The organism is Lachnospira pectinoschiza (assembly GCF_020564355.1).
GTDB lineage: Bacteria > Bacillota > Clostridia > Lachnospirales > Lachnospiraceae > Lachnospira > Lachnospira intestinalis.
Map to the genome: position 1 here is coordinate 543,342 of NZ_JAJCRR010000002.1, position 20,872 is coordinate 564,213.

The window sequence follows — 20,872 nt, forward strand, 5'->3', positions numbered from 1 at the left end:
TTATATGCTATACTTTCCTTAATCACAACATTTTTAAGGAGGTCACTATGAACATCGAACAGGCAGTAGAGCTTATTTACACAGGTCTGGTAAGTGAAGAATCGGTTCCGGTTAAATTACGGGCATACCATGAACTCGACCGGGAACTGCTTGCACAGGTGCAGGAAGCACTGGATTTTGCAATAGAGTATTACAAGGGAGAGCCGTTGATTCCTAAAAAACTGGCGGCGGCACTGGTTGATATTTACGGTGCTTTTTACTTTAACAGCGGTTTTAGTGAAAATGAACTGCGCGAGCTTGAAGATATCGGAATGGATTTACAGGAAAAATCCATAGAACTTTTTGAAGACTAAACAAACCCGAGGTAAAACAAAATCATGGGACAGACAGATTTATTTGGAACAGAAAAAATCAGCAAAATACTTTTAAAACTGGCGCCACCGGTCATGCTCGCCCAGCTGATACAGGCGCTCTACAACATCATTGACAGCCTGTTTGTCGGCAGATACTCCGATTCGGGACTGACGGCACTGTCAATTATCTACCCGCTCCAGCTTTTAATGATTGCCCTTGCCGTGGGAACGGGGGTGGGCATTAACACGGTTATGGCGGCAAAGCTGGGTGTCGGCAATGAAAAAGAAGCCGATGAGTATGCCGGTGTCGGCACGCCGTTAGCAGGCTTTATGTGGCTTTTATTTGCGGTCATCTGCTGGTTTGCCATGCCGTTTTACGCAAAAATGTCAACCAATTCCGAAGTCATCATTCACGATGTCATCGTATACGGACGTATTGTGTGTGTATTCAGTTTCGGACTGTTTCTGGAAAGTATCTGGACAAAGGTTCTGCAATCCTGCGGCGATATGAAAACGCCGATGACAGCGCAGATTATCGGCGCGATTACGAATATCGTGTTAGACCCTCTGCTGATTTTCGGTATGTTCGGATTTCCGAAAATGGGCATTGCGGGCGCGGCGGTGGCGACAGTATCTGGACAGATTATGGCGGCACTGATTGTCATGAAAAAAGGCTTTCGCAAATCCCCGCACAGACAGGTTTACCCACACCACATTGCCAAAATCTTCCAGCTGGGTATTCCGAATATTCTTATGCAGTCGGCGTATACCTTTTACATACTGGGATTGAATCTGATTCTTGCAACCTTTTCAGACCAGGCAGTAACCGCACTGGGACTTTACTATAAGTGGCAGACCTTTTTCTTTATCCCGCTCGGCGCAATGCAGACCTGCATTGTTCCTGTTATCAGCTACAATTATGCGGCAAGAAATATTGAGCGCTGTAAAAAGACCCTGTCGGCTTCCATTGTGTTCGGAATGTCCCTTATGGCACTGGGAACACTATGCTTTGTCTGTATTCCTTCACAAATGCTGCGGGTATTTACTTCCGATGAACTGGTTATTGCTATCGGACGGGTCGGCTTCCGCTTTGTCGGCATCAGCTTTCTGCCAATGGTCACTTCGTTGATATTCCCGGTATTTTTTCAGGCGGTGGGTTCAAGCCTTAAAAGTTCACTGCTTACGGTTATCCGCACCGTGATATTATTTGTTCCGCTGGCATATTTATTTTCCAGATTCGGATTAAACTGGTTCTGGCTGACTTATCCGGTGACGGAAGTTATCACCAGCCTTACCGGGGCTTATTTTTACCGTCAATTCTTAAACAAGGATTATGTACGGGAAACTGAGTCTTCTGGCGGTAAAAACATCACAGATGTCACCGCCGCCACACATATCTCAGCCGCCATAACTGGCGCAGACAGTACAGGCAGTCATGACAATATCGATAATCTTGACAATCCTGATATTGCCTTAAAGCCTTCCAAACCCGGCGTCATTATCACGATTGCAAGAGAGCACGGCTCATCGGGCAAGCAGATTGGAAAATGTGTCGCCAATGCCTTAGGCATTCCTTTCTATTATAAAGAAATGATTACGCTGGCGGCAAAAGAGAGTGGACTAAATCGCGAATTCATTTCCGATATTCACAAAAATTCGCCGGATATCATGCGTGATTTATATCTGAGTTCCAATGCAGTGCAATACGCGATTAAAGCACAGGATGCCATTATCCGTGAAATTGCGGAAAACGGCTCCTGTGTCATTGTCGGCAGGGCAGCAGATTATATTTTAAAAGATTACGACAATGTTGTCCGCATATTTATCCATGCGCCGCAGGATTACAGAATTCAAAGAGTTATGGATGTATACGGCGACACGCCAAAAGAAGCAAGGGTGAACATTGAGCGTTCCGATAAGGCAAGGGCTTCATATTATGAGCATATTTCCGGCACACACTGGGGGGATGCAAGAAATTATGAATTAACGGTCGATTCCTCTGACGGTGTTGAAAAAACGGCACAATTCATTGTCCGGTATATCACAGGACACACACAGACAGATTCCGCCGTATAAAGTGTAAAATCAGCCACACGGATTAAACATTACCGGTTGCCAATTTCCTGTTAAAATGATATCATACTTTGTGGATTATTTATCAATACTATTTTAACAGCAGGAGAATTCTATGAACAACTCAAATGAACCCATTTATGACGCACGTAAGCTCGGCATTCCGAAAATGCTGATTCTCGGAATCCAGCATATGTTTGCGATGTTTGGTGCTACAATTCTGGTACCGATTCTTGTGGCAGGCTATTTTAAAGATGCCTGCGGTGAACCTTTGACAAGAGGCCTTACCGTTTCTGTTACTTTATTTTGTGCAGGCTTTGGCACACTGATTTTCCATCTTTGTTCCAAATTGAAAGTGCCTGCGTTTTTAGGCTCGTCCTTTGCATTTTTAGGCGGATTTTATACCGTTGCCAACTTAAAAAACGGTATTTATGCGACCATGAATGTCAATGATAAAGCGGCTTATGCCTGCGGCGGTATTGTTGTTGCCGGACTTTTATATCTGGTGGTGGCGCTGATATTCAAACTGGTCGGTGTCAACCGTGTCATGAAATTTTTACCGCCGGTTGTAACCGGTCCGATTATCATCTGCATCGGTTTATCCCTTGCACCGTCAGCTATTTCAAATGCTTCAACCAACTGGTGGATTGCATTTACGGCATTAGCGGTGATTATCATTTTCAATATCTGGGGAAAAGGCATGTTTAAGATTATCCCGATTCTCATGGGTGTTTTGATTTCCTATGGGCTTGCGGTGATTTTAAATGCCTGCGGTATCACAAATCCTGATGGCACAGCGATTTTAGATTTTGCATCTGTATCGGGCGCCGGCTGGATTGGACTGCCTCAGTTCCAGATTTGCAAATTTGACATCACAGCCATTCTTGTTATGGCACCGATTGCCATTGCAACGATGATGGAACACGTAGGAGATATGTCCGCCATTTCCGCTACAGTCGGAGAAAATTTTATTGAAGAACCAGGTCTGCACCGTACCTTAATGGGTGACGGACTTGCAACCGCATTTGCCGGATTTCTCGGCGGACCTGCCAACACGACATACGGTGAAAATACCGGCGTTCTTGAACTTTCCAAAGTTTATGACCCGCGTGTTATCCGTATTGCGGCATGTTTTTCAATTGTATTGTCCTTTATTCCGAAGTTTTCGGCAATTATTTCAACAATGCCTGCGGCAATTATCGGCGGTGTGTCTTTCATGCTCTACGGTATGATTTCCGCTATCGGTGTGAGAAATGTCGTTGAAAATAAGGTAGACCTAACAAAGTCCAGAAACTTAATTATTGCCGGTGTCATCTTTGTCTGCGGACTTGGATTTTCAGACGGCTTGACCTTTACTGTCTTTGGCACTTCAATTACACTGACAGCCCTTGCCGTAGCTGCGATTGCAGGTATTTTCCTCAATGCCGTTTTACCGGGAAATGATTACCAGTTCGGTAAAAATCCGGAGGGTGACAGAAGCCGAGGGGTCTATGTTGCAAACAGCGACAGCGAAGATGAAGCAGAGTAATAAAAAAGATAAAAATGCCGCATTGACGGCGGAATGGAGATTTTTATGAATAAAATGGAAAATGTAACTATTTTTGAACACCCTTTAATCCAGCACAAGATTTCAATCTTACGTGACAAGAGAACCGGCACAAACGAATTTCGTCAGTTAGTTGATGAAATTGCCATGCTGGAAGGCTTTGTAGCTCTTTCAGATTTGCCGGTAGAAGACGTAGAAGTCGAAACGCCGATTGAAACCTGCATGACACCGATGATTGCCGGAAGAAAACTTGCCGTTGTGCCGATTCTTCGTGCCGGACTTGGTATGGTTTCCGGTATTTTAGCGTTAGTTCCGTCCGCAAAGGTCGGACACATCGGTATGTACCGTGACGAAGAAACTCACGAACCGCAGGAATATTACTGCAAACTGCCGGACCCGATTGCTGAAAGAACGATTGTTGTGTGTGATCCGATGTTAGCAACAGGCGGTTCTGCGATTGATGCGATTAACCAGATTAAAAAACACGGCGGCAAAAACATTAAGTTCATGTGCATTATTGCAGCTCCTGAAGGACTCGAAAGACTGCACAGGGAACATCCGGATATCCAGATTTATGTCGGTGCATTAGACAGACAGTTAAACGAAAATGCATACATCTGTCCGGGACTTGGCGATGCAGGCGACAGAATCTTCGGAACAAAATAAGAAATTCTTAAGAAATAAATTGGCTTCAGGTATTGTAATTAAATACATTTTTGCGTATAATCTGCATAGGTAGCAAAGTAATGGTTCACAAAAATGAAATGGAGAAGTACATGAACCCTGAAAATAGACCCATTAGAAGTATTTTTACAGTAATGTCAACTGCCATCCGTACACTGGAAAAGGAAGGACGGCTGACAATGGAGAAAAGCTATATACAGCACGGCTCGACATCTGTTTATGAACATAGTGTAAAAGTAGCTTATACAAGTTTGTATTTTGCAAGACGTTTCCGTCTGAATATTGATGAAAAGTCACTGATCCGCGGTGCATTGCTTCATGATTACTTTCTTTATGACTGGCATGAAAAGGATAAAAGTCATCGGCTTCATGGCTTTTATCACCCATCAACAGCTTTAAGAAATGCCAAAGAAGATTTTGATTTGAATCCAATTGAAGAAAATATGATAGCCAGACACATGTTTCCACTGACCCCGATACCGCCGCGGTATAAGGAAGCATGGATTCTGTGTCTGGCTGATAAATACTGTGCAACAGTTGAAACCCTGTTGCCGCTGCTGATGTGGAAGGTATTACGTGCCCGTATGATTAAAGCTTTATTTCTGAGTTAAGACAGACACAAATGTATACCGTTGATCCATCCAGTTTCCAATGATGCCGATACATTTTCCCATCGTGAAAGCAGCAAGAATTGTTCCGATTCCTAGTCCGTCAAGATGTCCTAAAAGAAATCCTGTCATGCAGGCAGTTACTGTCAGACAGATTACATCAAAAGTAATTTTGATTTTAGGATATCCGACACGGATAATATCGGAAAATTCCCTTGGAAATAAATCTGTCGGAATAATTGGCAATCCGCATCGGTTGGATAATGCAATTCCAATACAAATCAGAATATAACTTAACACAAAGTATACTATCCGGCACGGTATCGTCTGTGGCAGAATCCCTATCCATAATTCATGTACATCTAAAAATTCCCCGAAAGCAAATCCGACAACAAAACTGAATAAATACTGCGGTACGAATTTTTTACGCAGAATCATTAATGTCAGAACCAGTAACCCCTGAAAAAGATACGTCCATGTTCCGAGGGAAATTTTAGTAAAGACTTCTGAAAATGCAAACGGCACGCTTGAGATTGCTGAAATCCCCGCACCGGAATACAGCATTAATACCACACCAAAGCTGTTAATCAGAACCGCCGCTATCAAAGCCAGCTCCCCGCGCAGTGTCCGCCTGTCCGTTTCCTGAAGCATTGTGTCAGCATTATTATTATTCATACTTTTCACCATTCCTGTTCTAAGGCATTTTGCCCTACATATTTGTTTACAGCTTTTCAGTATACAAACGCTTTTTATAAATAACAAATAAATAAATTTCATCAAACTATAGACTGTATCTATTGAATATTATATATTTATCATGATTGGGGACTTTTGTCCCTGGTATCATATATAAATGTAACTGCACATCAAATATTTAGATTTACTACCTGCCGGAGATTACCGGACACACTGGAGGAATTTATTTGAATTTATTTTATTTAAGATACTTTGTGACCCTTGCACACGTCAAACACTATACCAAAGCAGCAGAACAGCTCTGCATTACACAGCCAAGCCTCAGCCACGCCATTGCACAGATGGAAAAAGAACTGGGTGTGCCGTTATTTGAGAAAAATGGCAGAAATACCATGCTCACGCCGTTTGGCAGGGAATTTCTATCGTGCGCGGAGCATACACTTTCCACGCTTGATGACGGCATTGCTTCCTTACAGCGCAGTGCGCGCGGTTCAGGACTGATTCGTCTGGGCTTTGTCCGTCCGCTGGGGATTGAATTTGTCCCGCACCTTGCGGCAGATTTCTTACGGGCATATCCTGAAAATGATATCCGTTTTACCTTTCATACCGGCATTACCCAGCACCTGTTAGATGATTTGGCACAGCGGAAGGTAGATTTGCTGTTTTGTTCCAAGCCGCAGGACGACTTAAAATTTACCGCCGTTCCGGTTCAGAAACAGGAGCTGGTTGTCATCGTGCCGCAGAATCACCCGCTTGCCGCACGTTCCGCTAAGGACGGTATATGTCTTTCCGACACCGCTTCGTACCCGCACATTTATTTTACAAAGACTTCGGGTATCCGCAGTGTCATTGACGATATGTTCCACAGGGAAAATGTGATTCCCAATATCGTTTACGAAACAGAAGAAGATGAAGTCATTGCCGGACTGGTGGCACAAGACTTCGGTATTGCCGTTGTTCCGTATATGGATTTGCTGTCAAAACTGCCGGTTCGGATTCTGCCGATTCTTTCACCGGATTACGAACGCAATTTTTATCTGGTGCATGACGGTTCCGTGTATATGCCGCCTGCCGTGGAAAATTTCCGCAATTTTGTATTAAACCGCATTTCTTAAAACATTTTGCAAAAAAGTATAAATCTGACATTTCTGTAAAAAATAAGAATATCAAACTTCAAACAGAAAGGGTTCAGATTTATGAAACGATTGGAATGGATAAGCGCCGCTGCCGGAATATTACTGTTATTTATCTCCGGCTTTGGCTGTATCTTTTTCTTTGCTTCAAAGGAAAATACAAAAAATATTACCAAAGAGGAAACCTTTGTCTACCGGGCAGAAACTGACAGCACCAGTCTGGCCGACACCTCTGCCGGCATTTATGCCAACGGAAAAGTACAGACCAAAAAAGAAACCTTTTACCTGATTTACAGTGAAGACCGCCTGTGCATTTACCGGGGAGATGACAAGATTTTTTACGACTACGCCGATGTAGCGGTAAACCTCATGCCGGTTGAAATACGGGAGCAGTTAAAATACGGCCTGTACATCACCGGAGAGCAGGAACTTTACGAATTTTTACAGACCTACAGCAGTTAAATATTGCGCGGAAACTATACGTCTGATAAAATATGATACTAGATTCAGACAGATGTCTTGCTTTTGCCAACACATCTTAAAACACAGCTTAAAACACAGCTTAAATAATAGAGATTAAAAATAAAAATACACGAAACGAGGACTTTTATGACAAAATTAAACCGGCACACCTGTGACTGCATTGTTATCGGCGGCGGCGCCGCGGGCATGATGTCCGCTGTCTGCGCTTCACAGGGCGGTGCATCTGTCATTTTAATAGAACATACGGCACGGCTGGGTTCAAAAATACTCCAGACCGGCAACGGAAAATGTAACTTTACCAACCTGCATATGCAGGCAGACTGTTATCAGAACGGCAATCCTGACTTTGTCATGCAGGTTTTAAATACCTTTCCGGTACAGGATACCCTTGATTTTTTTGAAAATGCAGGCATTTACCACAAGGACAGAAACGGATATGTCTATCCCCATTCGGAAACGGCGGCTTCTTTGCAGTCCGCACTGCGGTATGAAGTCGAACAGAGCGGTGTGACCGTGTTTACCGAACAGTCTGTTCTGTCCGTTGAAAAAAAAGACGGTTCATTTTATGTGACGACCGATACCGACAGCTTCTGCGGCCACGCCTGTATTCTTGCCACCGGCTCAAAAGCCGCACCAAAGACAGGCTCGGACGGCTCAGGCTATACGCTTGCCAGAAAACTCGGACACCACATTATAAAACCGCTTCCGGCACTCGTACAGCTTACTTCCGACAATCCGCTGTGCAAAGCGATGTCCGGCGTGCGCAGTACAGGAACGGTTACTGTTTTTGCAGACGGAAATCCTGTTGCTTCGGATACCGGAGAAATCCAGTATACGGACTACGGCATTTCGGGGATTCCCGTATTTCAGGTCAGCCGCTATGCCGTCAAAGCCGCAGACAGTAAAAGAATCGTGACGGCAGTTGTGGATATGCTTCCGGACTTTGAAGCGGAAACCCTTATTACACAATCGATAAAACGCATGTATCAGCATAATACGCAGGATATTGTCACGTTCTTTTCGGGACTGCTTAACAAAAAGCTTGTACAGGCAGTGGCAAAAAGCTGCGGTTATCCAGCCGGTACGGCTATGGACGCACTTGGAAAAAAAGGTATTGCAAAAATGATAACAGCTTTTAAAGATTTTTCCTTTGACATTACCGGAAGCCGCTCCTTTGATGCCGCACAAATCTGTCAGGGTGGTGTATCTCTTGAAGAGGTGGATTCCCAGTTCATGCAGTCTCTTTTATGTCCCGGACTTTTCTTTGCGGGAGAACTTTTAGACGTAGACGGAAAATGCGGCGGCTACAACCTGCAATGGGCATGGAGCAGTGGACATCTGGCGGGAACTTCTGCCGCACAGTATTGTATTTCACAGAAAGGAACTCACTATGATTCAAATTAGTCAGATTCGTTTAAAACCGGACAGCCCGGAAACGGCATTACACCAGGCAGTTTACAAGGCACTGCGCCTTTCACCGAAGGATACCTGCCGCATTGAGATTGCAAAGCAGTCCATTGATTCCAGACATAAACCGGATATCTTATACATATACAGCGTGCATGTTTCCGACATTCTGCTTAACGGCAAAAAGCCGGTGGACGAAGCTGCATGGATTAAAAAGTTAAAGAACCGTGACATTACACCGGTTACCCAAAAAGGATACACATTCCCTGCCGTATCAAGGCAGATTTTAAAAGAAGAAGACCGTCCGGTCATTATCGGTTTCGGCCCTGCGGGTATGTTTGCCGCATTAAAGCTTGCCGAAGCAGGACTGCGCCCGATTGTATTTGAGCGTGGTGACAGTATCGGACAGCGTAAAAAAGAAGTCGAGGCGTTCTGGCAGGGCGGCGCACTCAATACCGAATCGAACGTCCAGTTCGGAGAGGGCGGCGCCGGTACATTTTCGGACGGTAAATTAAATACGGCGATTAAAGACCCAACCGGAAGAATCCACGAAGTTTTACGCATATTTGCAGAATTTGGTGCGGATTCGCGGATTTTATATGTGAATAAGCCGCATATCGGAACTGATGTTCTTGCCAAGGTTGTGCAGAATATCCGTAAAAAAATCACTGCCTGCGGCGGCGAGGTGCATTTCCAGACAAAACTCACGGCAATTCATGAAAAAGACGGCGCAGTAAACGGCATTACCGTCTTTGACCGTGCAGAAAACAAATCCTTCACCCACGCCTGTAATACCGTCTGTCTTGCAATCGGTCACAGTGCCAGAGATACCTTTGAAATGCTTCTGGCACAGGGAATCTCCATGCAGCCGAAGGCTTTTGCGGTCGGTGTGCGCATGGAACACCCGCAGTCCTTTATCAATCAGAATGCGTATGGCGACTGCCACTATAAACTGCCTGCTGCCGATTATAAAGTAACATTTCAGACATCCACCGGCAAAGGCGTGTATTCTTTCTGTATGTGTCCGGGCGGTTACGTGGTCAACGCTTCTTCCGAAAAAGAACGCATTGCCGTAAATGGCATGAGTTATTCAGGCAGAAACGGTGACAATGCCAACAGTGCCATTATCGTCACCGTAACGCCGGAGGATTTCGGCAGTAACATTTTAGACGGCATGCACTTCCAGCGCAGACTTGAAAACCTCGCATGGCGGGAGGGAAACGGCAAAATTCCCGTACAGTTATACGGTGATTTCAAGAACAACCGCATATCGACCGGTTTCGGTGCCGTAACGCCGTCCATAAAAGGCGCGTACACCTTTGGCAACTTAAACCACGTTTTACCGGAGTTTCTCACAGCACCGTTAAAAGAGGGCATCACCGGATTTTCAACGCGCATTAAGGGATTTGACATGGAAGAAGCCGTGCTTTCGGGTGTTGAAAGCCGGACCTCCAGCCCGGTTCGTATTCTGCGCGGCGACTCCTTACAGTCTGTGACACTTCACGGTCTGTACCCGTGCGGAGAGGGTGCAGGATATGCAGGCGGTATTACCTCTGCCGCCGTTGATGGTTTAAAAATTGCCGAGCAGATTGCCACAAACTAGAAAAAACGTGACATTTTACCTTAAATGGTGTAAAATAACAAAAGTATGCAAAATATATAGTAGATGAAATTTGGAGAACATAAAAATGAGCAGCATAAGAGAGCGAATGAAAGAGAAGAAACGGATTGTTGTAAAAATCGGTTCTTCTTCCCTCATGCATGATAATACGGGTAAATTAAATTTATTAAAAATCGAAAAACTGGTTCGTATTCTGGTCGATATTAAAAATTCCGGAAAAGACGTTATATTGGTATCTTCCGGTGCAATCGCCGTCGGAAGAAATGCCATCGGTCTGCATGACCGTCCCGATGATTTATCCGTAAAGCAGGCGTGTGCCGCCATCGGACAGGCTAAGCTGATGATGGTTTATCAGAAGATTTTTTCCGAATACAATTCCCTTGCGGCACAGGTTCTGCTGACAAAGACAATTGTGTTAAATCCGGTCAGCCGCCAGAATGCCGAAAATACATTCCGCGAATTGTCAAAGCTTGGGGCAATTCCGGTTGTCAATGAAAATGATACCATTTCGACTTCGGAAATTGAGCAGGTACAGACCTTTGGCGATAATGACCGCCTTTCGGCTGTCGTTGCTTCTATTACCGATGCGGATTTACTGATTCTGTTATCGGATATTGACGGCATGTATACAGATGATCCGCGAACGAATCCGGATGCACGCTTTATTCATTATGTTGAAACCATCGATGACTCCCTGATTCAGATGGGCAAGGCAACTTCCGGCAGCAGTGTCGGAACCGGCGGTATGGCATCAAAAATTGCCGCTGCCATGATTGCTGCCAATTCAGGAGCCGATATGGTCATTACCAATGCCAATAACGTAGAAAATATTGTTGGAATTTTAAATGGAGAGGATATTGGCACACTCTTTTTAAATCACCGCAATAAGGATTTTGATTTAAAAGAGCTGATTTAAAACGCTGTGGGAGGAATGAATGGACATCAAACTTGTCAAAAATTTTGAAGAGGGTAATTACATCCCGGTTAATGAGCAGCTTCTGCTTCAGGTCGTAGATGCCAATTACCGTCTTGGACGTTTTCCCGGCAAAAAAATTTTTATGCTGAATCCGCTGACAAACGAACGGCTTGAAATCTTACCGGAAATTCATAAATACAATTTGGCAAACATCAGTTATGCAGCAGTTTCCCATAACCATATACTGTTTACATCCGCAAGCAGTATTAATGAAACACAGGTAGAGATTTCTTACTACCGTTACGATGTCAGTACCGGTGCGTATCATATTATCCATACCACCGTGGCAGACCTGACGAAACTCGGCAATGTGCTTTTATTAAAAGCTTTTGTACTGGATGAAAACTACTGTATTTTTGATGAAATTACATATTCCAGAGAAAATTTAAGCAGTACCGGACTGTTTAGCAACGGCATGGGTACACATAAAATGCTTTTAAAAGAAATACAGGAAAATAAAGAGCGTTTACTAAAAGATTCTGTGATTGCCACATCCGGCATTGAAAAACTGATTCCTCTTTCAGGTAATTTATGTATTATCAAACTGGGGAGTCCGATGTTAGAAGAACTGGTTTTTTCTGATACTGCCATACAGCCTTTTAAGCAGAAAGAAATCATCGGCATTGTCAATATCAAGCAGTTTATTTCCGAACTGCTGTTAAATCAGAACAATGCATTTCTGGAAATTTTAGATGAAGGCTCTGAGGAAATTACATTTCCATACATCCGCCAGTATGACAATGATATTGTCTATTCAAAAGTCGATGTTTCAAAAAAAATAGAAGAAGTTATTATATACGATTATGAAACAAAAGTGAAGAAAGTACGCTTAAACAGCAATATTACCAGGATTTCCGATTTGAATCATACGTATATTTTAAATGATACCCCGTATATTATTAAAAATACGGACAAAAATACGCGTTTAATTAATCTGAATACACAGAAAACCGACATTAAATTAAGCGGTGATGTACGTATTAAATTTATCCGCAGGGATTTAATTGTTACGCAGCACCATGTTAAAAAAATGTTTTTTATGCGTAAGGAAAACTATTACATTGAGGTTTTCCGATACCCGGATATGCACCATTCCATTTTCAAGACGCGTGCAAAATATAAAGACTGTATCGCATTTTTTGACGATTTACTGATTTTTACCAATTAGAACAGGAGAACATTTGTATGGTAACACAGGACACTATTAACCGGATTAACGAATTATACCGCAAGTCCAAGGCAGAAGGCTTAACAAGCGCCGAAGCCGAGGAACAGAAGCAGCTTCGTGCAGAGTACGTTGCAGCATTCCGCAACAATTTAAGAGGAACGCTCGATTCCATTAAAATCCAGAACCCGGACGGTTCTATGATTGATGTCAAGAAGCGGCATGAAGAAAAAATGAAGCGGCTGGAACAGGAAGCATTGGAAAATGCCAGAAAATACGGCAATTAAGACAAAACGAGGCAGTTATGACTAAAGAACAGGCAAGAGTATTTGTAAAAGCAGAAAAAAATAAAATGACACCGGCACAGATTCATGAAAACAGCCGTCAAATCATAGATCGGCTTATTTCACAGGATTTTTTTTACAGCGCAGATACCGTACTTACTTATGTCAGTTACAATCAGGAAGTGGAAACCCATTCCTTTATTGACAATTGTCTTTCCCTGGGCAAAACCGTGCTTGTGCCAAAGGTCTACGGCAGGGATATGAAGTTCCACCAGATTACGGCGCTGTCAGAATTAAAGCCCGGCAAATACGGTATTTTAGAACCCGATAATACTGATATCTGTGAACCGGAGCAGGGGCTGATGATTATGCCCGGACTTGCTTTTGATAAAGAACACCACCGTGCCGGATATGGCGGCGGATTTTACGACCGCTATTTAGAACAGCACCCGGTGTTTTACAAAGCCGCTGTAGCTTTTTCTTTTCAGATTGTAGACCATATCGAAACCGAAAGCTACGACTTAAAACCGGATTGTATTATTACTGAACAGGCGGTTCTGTAACAACAGACGAAAATGCCTGCAAAATAAAGAATCGTAAAAATATAAAAATTTTATGGAGGGCAGAAAAAATATGGAAACACTTACCGTAATGGGACAGCGTGCAAAAACAGCCGCCGCCCAGCTTGCAAAAACCGGAATCACCGAACGCAATAATGCTTTAAAAGCAGCTGCAGATGCACTGCTTGCAAAACGTGATACCATTCAGGCTGCCAATGCAAAAGACATTGAAGCCGCAAAGAAAAATCAGATGAAACCGGCAATGATTGACCGTCTGACACTGACCGATGCCAGAATTGAAGGCATGGCAGAAGGCTTGTATCAGATTGTGCAGTTAGACGACCCGATTGGTGAAATCACTTCCATGAAGCAGCGTCCAAACGGTCTGATGATTGGTAAAAAAAAGGTGCCGTTAGGTGTTATCGCCATTATTTATGAATCCCGTCCAAATGTTACTGCCGATGCTTTCGGACTGACTTTAAAATCCGGCAATGCCGTTATTTTAAGAGGTGGCAGTGATGCGATTCACTCCAATACGGCAATTGTTTCCGTAATTACCGAAAGCCTGAAAGAATGTGGTATCAATCCGGATGCCATCCAGCTGGTTACTGATACCGACAGGGCGCTTGTTACCGAATTAATGCATATGAATAAATATATTGATGTCATTATTCCGAGAGGCGGTGCCGGACTGATTCAGAATGTCGTCCAAAACAGCACTGTTCCGGTCATTGAAACAGGAACCGGAAACTGCCATATTTATGTGGATGAATATGCAGACTTTAAGATGGCAGAAGATATTATTTTCAATGCAAAGACACAGCGTATCGGTGTCTGCAATGCCTGTGAATCTTTAGTTGTCCACAGTAAGATTGCCGGTGAATTTATCCCGCAGCTGGTTGACCGCTTAAAATTAAAAAACGTTGAAATCCGTGGTGATGAACGTGCAATAGCTGCCGACTCACGGATTGTTCCGGCAACGGAAGAAGACTGGGGAACGGAATACTTAGATTACATCATTTCATTAAAGGTTGTGGATTCCATTGATGAAGCAATTGCACACATTAACCGCTATAATACCGGTCATTCCGAGGCCATTATCACAAAAGATTATGACCATGCACAGCAGTTTTTAAATGAAATTGATGCCGCCGCCGTCTATGTCAATGCTTCGACCCGTTTTACGGATGGATTTGAGTTTGGCTTCGGTGCGGAAATCGGTATCAGCACACAAAAGATTCACGCACGCGGTCCGATGGGACTGGATGCGCTGACCACTTCCAAATATGTCATTTACGGAAACGGACAAGTCCGGAAGTAGCCTTGAAAAATTTACAGGTAATTTTAATGCCGTCTGACGGCAGAATGGGGAATTGTAATGATAAAAAGTGTTAAAGATTTAAAAGCGTATGAAGATGTCTTTACGCTGATTGATGAATGTACTGATAACTATGTGTTCGTTTATGATTTAGAAAATGATTTGTTTCATATAAGTAAATCTGCACTGGATACTTTTACTTTGGAAGAGGAACATATCAAATTAGCTTCCAGCGCTTTGAAACCTCTGGTTTATCCAAAAGACTGGGACAGGCTGGCTGCTGATATCCGTGCCGTGCGCAATCAGGAAAAAGCACAGCACAATCTGGAGTACCGCCTGATTACCAAAGATGATGAAATTATATGGGTAAGCGGAAAAAGCCGTACCTTTTTTAATGAAAATGGTGAGCCTTTCATGCTGATAGGCTGCATTTGCGAAATCGGAAAGCATAACAAATACGACAATGTCACAAGCCTTTACTGTGAAGATGTGTTAAAAGAGCGTTATGCCCTTGCAAAAATCGCAGAGCCGCAGCCTGTTACCGGCACGATATTGTTAATCGGCATTGACAATTTCCGCGAAATCAATGAAAAATACGGTACCAAAATGGGCAACATTCTGCTTGCCGGTGTTGCAGAGGCAATTGCCGTCTGCTGCAAAAACCGTGAAAATGTATTCCGTTTCCACGGGGATGAATTTGCCGTGATTTTAAAAGAACAGCCGTCATGTACCACCGCCGATGCGAAAAAATTGTATAAAACTATCCGTAGAAAAATTGATTCTTCAATTGAAAAAAACGGGTATCATATGTTTTTCACGATTTCCGGTGGTGCGGCTTCCTTTAATACACAGGAGGATTCTTACGAAGATGTTTTAAAAAATGCCAAATTTGCACTGCATGTTTCAAAATTAAATGGTAAAAACACCTTTACACCATATTCAGAAGATGAATATCTTTCCTATATCCGCAGAATTGATATTCAGGAAGAATTAAGAAAATGTGTGGAAAATGATTTTAAGGGCTTTGAAGTCTATTACCAGCCCATTATGAAACCGCAGACGAACACCCTCTACGGCTCGGAAGCCTTAATCCGCTGGCACAGTGAGAAATACGGTTTTATGTCACCGGTTGATTTCGTTCCACTGCTTGAAGAAAGCGCCTTAATCATCCCGCTCGGCAAATGGATTATTGAAAATGCGGTGCGGCAGTGTAAAGCATGGGTTTCGGTTTATCCGGATTTTATAATGAATATTAACCTGTCCTTTGTACAGATTATTAAAAGTGATATTTTAAAAGACGCGGTAGAATTACTGGAACAGTATGAACTCTCTGCCGAACATGTTGTTTTTGAGGTCACGGAAAGCGGCGAGCTGGAAAATAATACTGCCGTAAAGCATGTGTTAAATTCTTTTAATAACAAAAGCTTAAATCTTGCCATTGACGATTTCGGTACGGGCTATTCTAACCTGCGCTATATCCGCGATATGATGTTTGGCATTATCAAAATCGACCGTCTGTTTATCAAAGATATTAATGAAAGCAGCCAAAACTACACACTTGTCAAGTATGTAACGGAAATGGCACACAACTTTAACATCAAGGTCTGCGTGGAAGGTGTCGAAACGCAGGAAGAATACGACAAGGTCATGACATTAAAACCAGACTGTATTCAGGGCTTTTTCTACGGCAAACCGATGAATGCCGGAAATTTTGCCGCCAGCTATATTTAACAGCAGAGTCAAATCTACAAAATTTCATTGTAGATTTGACTTTTTTTATGGAATTCAGTAAAATTATGAGTTGACGGTTTTAAACTGATACAATGACAGATTATAGAAATAAGGAGTATTTTAAATGGGCAATATTGCACTTACCGATGTTATTCCACAGGATTCCCTGGAACGACAGTTATATTTTATAGAAAAATGCAAAGCTTATGTAGCAGACTTACAGGAAAAGTTAGGACGTCCCTTAACCTGCTGTACCCAGACGTTTGGGTGTCAGATGAATGCGAGGGACTCTGAAAAGCTTCTTGGTATTTTAACGGAAATCGGCTATGTTCCGGTTGAAACAGAAGAAGCCGACCTCGTGCTTTACAATACCTGTACCGTCCGTGAAAATGCCAACCTGCGTGTATACGGACGTCTTGGCCACTTAAACGGCTTAAAAAAGAAAAATCCGCATATGATTATCGCACTGTGCGGCTGTATGATGCAGGAAACACAGGTTGTTGAAAAAATCAAGCAGTCTTACCGCTTTGTCGACATTATGTTCGGTACATTCAACATTTTCAAGCTGGCAGAACTGCTCTACAGCAGATGGACACAGGAAGACCAGATTATCGACATCTGGGACAGCACAAAAGAAGTGGTGGAAGAACTGCCGACTATGCGTAAATATCCGTTTAAATCCGGTGTTAATATTATGTACGGCTGTAACAACTTCTGCAGTTACTGTATCGTGCCATATGTGCGCGGCCGCGAAAAGAGCCGTGAGCCGAAAGAAATTATCATGGAAATTGAACGTCTTGTAAAAGACGGTGTCAAGGAAGTCATGCTTTTAGGACAAAATGTTAATTCTTACGGTAAAAATCTTTCTGTTCCGGTTACATTTGCAGAATTATTACAGGAAGTGGAAAAGATTGACGGCTTAGAGCGTATCCGTTTTATGACACCGCATCCGAAGGATTTATCCGATGACTTAATTGACGTTATGAGCAAGTCCAAAAAAATCTGCAACCACGTACACCTTCCGGTGCAGTCGGGCAGCAGCCGTTTATTAAAGCTGATGAACCGTAACTACACAAAGGAGCATTATCTGGAACTGGTTGACAAAATCCGCAGTAAAATGCCTGACGTATCCCTGACAACCGATATTATTGTCGGCTTTCCGGGTGAAACAGAAGAAGATTTTGAAGAAACCTTAGATGTTGTAAGAAAAGCAAAATACGACAGTGCGTATACCTTTATCTATTCAAAGCGTACCGGAACACCTGCTGCCGCAATGGAAAATCAGGTACCGGAAGATGTTGTTAAAAACCGCTTCAACCGGTTATTGGAAACCGTAAATGAAGTATCCCGCTCTATCAGTAACCGCTATGAAGGCACGGTACAGCAGGTACTTGTTGAAGATGTGGACGACCATGATGCAAGCTATGTCACAGGCCGCATGACCAACAACATTTTAGTTCATTTTCCGGGTTCAAAGGATTTAATCGGAACACTTGTCAATGTACGGCTGACAGAATGCCGTGGCTTTTACTATATGGGTGAACAGGAGAACGCATAATGGCTGAATACTCACCGATGATGCAGCATTATTTAAAAACAAAGGAAGAATATAAAGACTGTATCTTATTTTACAGACTGGGTGACTTCTATGAAATGTTTTTTGATGATGCACTTGTCGTATCAAAAGAACTGGAACTGACACTGACCGGAAAAGACTGCGGACAGGCAGAACGCGCGCCGATGTGCGGAATCCCGTTTCATGCTGCCGAAACCTACTTAAACAGACTGGTTGCCAACGGACACAAGGTTGCCATCTGTGAACAGGTCGAAGATCCGAAGCAGGCTAAAGGCATTGTAAAACGGGAAGTCATCCGCATCGTTACACCCGGCACGAATTTAAATACACAAGCTTTAGACGAAACCAAAAATAACTATCTGATGAGCATTGTCTATCTCGGTGAGAAAATCGGTGTATCGATTGCAGATTTTTCAACCGGAGATTACTTTGTAACCGAACTGTCTTCCGGCAGTGAACTGATTGACGAAATCAATAAATTTGTTCCGTCAGAAATCATTACCAATGAATACTTTTCAATGAGTGGTATTGATTTAACTGCTGTCAATGACAAATTGGGCATTACCATGTCCACGCTGGATAGCTGGTATTTTGATGAAGATACCTGTATTAAAAAGCTGCTGACTCATTTTAAGGTCGGCGTACTGGACGGCCTTGGCTTAAAGGATTATACCGCCGGCACAATTGCTGCAGGCGCATTGCTGTTGTATCTATATGAAATGCAGAAGGGCAGTGTAGACCACATTACCTCAATAGTGCCGTACACTACCGGAAAATATATGCTGATTGACAGCTCCTCAAGACGGAATCTGGAACTGGTTGAAACCATGCGCGAAAAACAGAAAAAAGGCTCGCTTTTATGGGTGCTTGACAAAACTAAAACCGCCATGGGTGCGCGTGCGTTACGCTCCATGATTGAACAGCCGCTGATTAATAAAGAAGACATTTTAAAGCGGCAGGCAGGTATCGAGGAGTGTAACAACCGTGCAATAGACCGCGAAGAAATCCGCGAATACTTAAATCCGGTGTACGATTTAGAGCGTATTATGACAAAAATCAGCTGTAAATCCGCAAACCCACGTGATTTGATTGCATTCCGTAATTCACTTGAAATGCTTCCGTATATAAAGAAGCTTATCGGCACAATGGAAAGTGATCTTTTCGCCGAATGTTTTGCAAATTTAGACGACCTTGCAGATATATATTCGCTGATTTCCTCTGCAATCGTAGAAGAACCGCCGATTACCATCCGTGAAGCCGGTATTATCAAAGAAGGCTTTTCCAAAGAAGCCGATGAACTGCGCCGCGCCAAAACCGAAGGCAAAGAGTGGCTTGCGCAGCTAGAAGCAAGAGAAAAAGAAGCAACCGGCATTAAAAATTTAAAAGTCAAATACAATAAGGTCTTTGGTTATTACTTAGAAGTAACAAATTCCTTTAAGAATTTAGTTCCGGCAGACTGGGTGCGCAAGCAGACTTTAACCAATGCGGAACGGTACACCACCGATGAATTAAAGAAGCTTGAAGACGTTATTTTAGGGGCGGAAGATAAGCTTTGCAGTCTGGAATATGACTTATTTAACGAAGTCCGTGACAGCATTGCCGCCGAAGTACGCCGTATCAAATCCACTGCCCGCGCGATTGCGGAAATCGATGTCTATACGGCACTTTCCGTTGTCGCACAGCAGTACAACTATGTAAAACCGGCGATTAACGAAAAAGGCATTATTGACATTAAAAACGGCAGACACCCGGTTGTTGAAAAAATGATCCGCAACGATATGTTTGTCGCCAACAATACATACCTTGACAATGCAAAGAACCGCATTTCCATTATTACAGGACCGAACATGGCTGGTAAATCCACTTATATGCGCCAGACGGCTTTAATCGTTCTGATGGCACAAATCGGTTCGTTTGTTCCGGCACAGGAAGCCAATATTGGTATTGTAGACCGCATTTTTACGCGTGTCGGAGCTTCCGATGACTTAGCTTCCGGTCAGTCTACATTTATGGTGGAAATGACGGAGGTTGCCAATATCCTGCGCAACGCTACACCAAAGAGCCTTCTGATTTTGGATGAAATCGGACGCGGAACGAGTACATTTGACGGATTAAGCATTGCATGGGCCGTTGTTGAGTATATCGCAAATACTAAGTTGCTTGGCGCCAAGACGCTGTTTGCCACACACTACCACGAACTGACCGAACTGGAAGGTACATTAGACGGTGTCAACAACTACTGCATTGCCGTCAAAGAAAACGGCGATGACATCGTTTTCCTGCGTAAAATCATTAAAGGCGGCGCGGATAAAAGTTACGGTATCCAGGTTGCCAAGCTTGCAGGCGTACCGGATACGGTTATCGAACGTGCAAAGGAACTGGTTGCCGATTTATCCGATGCGGATATTTCACTGAAAGCCCGTGATATTGCGCAGTATTCCAAGAAACAGGAAAAACTGGTAGATTCATATAAAAAAGTGGATGATTTAGAGGTAAAGCAGATGTCACTTTTTGATACAGTCAATAATGATGATATTATCGAAGATATTAAGGCACTCGACATCAGTAATATGACACCGATTGATGCCTTAAATACGTTATATAAATTACAAGGCAGGGTAAAAAACCGCTGGTAAACGTTAACTACCGGGAAACAGC

Annotated in this window: 18 protein-coding genes; 17 read left to right on the plus strand and 1 reads right to left on the minus strand. The window is 43.2% G+C overall.

Annotated features, from left to right (window positions below; genetic code table 11):
• Positions 1 to 47 precede the first annotated feature (47 nt).
• The 5 genes from LI288_RS05735 (at position 48) to LI288_RS05755 (ending at position 5,267) form a co-directional block, all read left to right on the plus strand.
• Positions 48 to 353 (plus strand): hypothetical protein, encoded by a 306-nt coding sequence (locus LI288_RS05735; protein WP_227089738.1) that lies wholly within the window; start codon positions 48 to 50, stop codon positions 351 to 353.
• 24 nt (positions 354 to 377) lie between these two features.
• Positions 378 to 2,429, plus strand: a complete 2,052-nt coding sequence (locus LI288_RS05740; RefSeq protein ID WP_227089739.1) for an MATE family efflux transporter — start codon at positions 378 to 380, stop codon at positions 2,427 to 2,429.
• 112 nt (positions 2,430 to 2,541) lie between these two features.
• Entirely contained in the window at positions 2,542 to 3,954 is a 1,413-nt protein-coding gene (locus LI288_RS05745) for a uracil-xanthine permease family protein (RefSeq protein WP_227089740.1), read from the plus strand.
• Positions 3,955 to 4,008: 54 nt separating this feature from the next.
• Positions 4,009 to 4,638 carry a uracil phosphoribosyltransferase gene (gene upp, locus LI288_RS05750; protein ID WP_227089798.1) on the plus strand — a complete coding sequence of 210 codons (630 nt, stop codon included), beginning with the start codon at positions 4,009 to 4,011 and terminating at the stop codon, positions 4,636 to 4,638.
• Positions 4,639 to 4,748: 110 nt separating this feature from the next.
• Complete coding sequence (locus LI288_RS05755) at positions 4,749 to 5,267, plus strand: HD domain-containing protein (protein WP_022432877.1); 519 nt, start codon at positions 4,749 to 4,751, stop codon at positions 5,265 to 5,267.
• On the opposite strand, the gene LI288_RS05760 is transcribed toward LI288_RS05755, so the two are convergent.
• Positions 5,253 to 5,939 (minus strand): DUF6198 family protein, encoded by a 687-nt coding sequence (locus LI288_RS05760; protein ID WP_227089741.1) that lies wholly within the window; start codon positions 5,937 to 5,939, stop codon positions 5,253 to 5,255. The genes LI288_RS05755 and LI288_RS05760 overlap by 15 nt on opposite strands.
• A 248-nt stretch (positions 5,940 to 6,187) precedes the next feature.
• On the opposite strand from LI288_RS05760, the gene LI288_RS05765 reads away from it, so the two are divergent.
• The 12 genes from LI288_RS05765 to mutS all read left to right on the plus strand — a co-directional run bounded on the left by LI288_RS05765 (position 6,188) and on the right by mutS (position 20,850).
• Positions 6,188 to 7,075: a LysR family transcriptional regulator gene (locus tag LI288_RS05765; RefSeq protein WP_022432879.1), complete on the plus strand. Its 888-nt coding sequence runs from the start codon at positions 6,188 to 6,190 to the stop codon at positions 7,073 to 7,075.
• An 81-nt stretch (positions 7,076 to 7,156) separates the two neighbouring features.
• Complete coding sequence (locus LI288_RS05770) at positions 7,157 to 7,555, plus strand: hypothetical protein (RefSeq protein ID WP_227089742.1); 399 nt, start codon at positions 7,157 to 7,159, stop codon at positions 7,553 to 7,555.
• Between the two features lie 147 nt (positions 7,556 to 7,702).
• The gene (locus LI288_RS05775; protein ID WP_227089743.1) at positions 7,703 to 8,980 is read left to right on the plus strand and encodes an NAD(P)/FAD-dependent oxidoreductase; all 1,278 of its coding nucleotides are present in this window, start codon (positions 7,703 to 7,705) and stop codon (positions 8,978 to 8,980) included.
• Positions 8,967 to 10,586, plus strand: coding sequence for an NAD(P)/FAD-dependent oxidoreductase (locus tag LI288_RS05780; RefSeq protein WP_227089744.1), 1,620 nt, complete (start codon positions 8,967 to 8,969; stop codon positions 10,584 to 10,586). The genes LI288_RS05775 and LI288_RS05780 overlap by 14 nt, the downstream gene beginning before the upstream one ends.
• A gap of 85 nt (positions 10,587 to 10,671) precedes the next feature.
• On the plus strand, positions 10,672 to 11,520 hold the full coding sequence (gene proB / locus LI288_RS05785) for a glutamate 5-kinase (protein ID WP_022432883.1): 849 nt from the start codon (positions 10,672 to 10,674) through the stop codon (positions 11,518 to 11,520).
• Between the two features lie 19 nt (positions 11,521 to 11,539).
• Positions 11,540 to 12,748, plus strand: a complete 1,209-nt coding sequence (locus LI288_RS05790; protein ID WP_227089745.1) for a hypothetical protein — start codon at positions 11,540 to 11,542, stop codon at positions 12,746 to 12,748.
• 17 nt (positions 12,749 to 12,765) lie between these two features.
• Positions 12,766 to 13,032: a DUF896 domain-containing protein gene (locus LI288_RS05795; protein ID WP_022432885.1), complete on the plus strand. Its 267-nt coding sequence runs from the start codon at positions 12,766 to 12,768 to the stop codon at positions 13,030 to 13,032.
• A 17-nt stretch (positions 13,033 to 13,049) separates the two neighbouring features.
• Positions 13,050 to 13,592: a 5-formyltetrahydrofolate cyclo-ligase gene (locus LI288_RS05800; protein WP_227089746.1), complete on the plus strand. Its 543-nt coding sequence runs from the start codon at positions 13,050 to 13,052 to the stop codon at positions 13,590 to 13,592.
• A gap of 70 nt (positions 13,593 to 13,662) precedes the next feature.
• Positions 13,663 to 14,910, plus strand: coding sequence for a glutamate-5-semialdehyde dehydrogenase (locus tag LI288_RS05805; RefSeq protein WP_227089747.1), 1,248 nt, complete (start codon positions 13,663 to 13,665; stop codon positions 14,908 to 14,910).
• A 57-nt stretch (positions 14,911 to 14,967) separates the two neighbouring features.
• The gene (locus LI288_RS05810) at positions 14,968 to 16,638 is read left to right on the plus strand and encodes a bifunctional diguanylate cyclase/phosphodiesterase (RefSeq protein ID WP_227089748.1); all 1,671 of its coding nucleotides are present in this window, start codon (positions 14,968 to 14,970) and stop codon (positions 16,636 to 16,638) included.
• Positions 16,639 to 16,762: 124 nt separating this feature from the next.
• Positions 16,763 to 18,196, plus strand: coding sequence for a tRNA (N6-isopentenyl adenosine(37)-C2)-methylthiotransferase MiaB (gene miaB, locus LI288_RS05815; protein WP_227089749.1), 1,434 nt, complete (start codon positions 16,763 to 16,765; stop codon positions 18,194 to 18,196).
• Positions 18,196 to 20,850 carry a DNA mismatch repair protein MutS gene (mutS, locus tag LI288_RS05820; protein WP_227089750.1) on the plus strand — a complete coding sequence of 885 codons (2,655 nt, stop codon included), beginning with the start codon at positions 18,196 to 18,198 and terminating at the stop codon, positions 20,848 to 20,850. The genes miaB and mutS overlap by 1 nt, the downstream gene beginning before the upstream one ends.
• Positions 20,851 to 20,872: the final 22 nt, after the last annotated feature.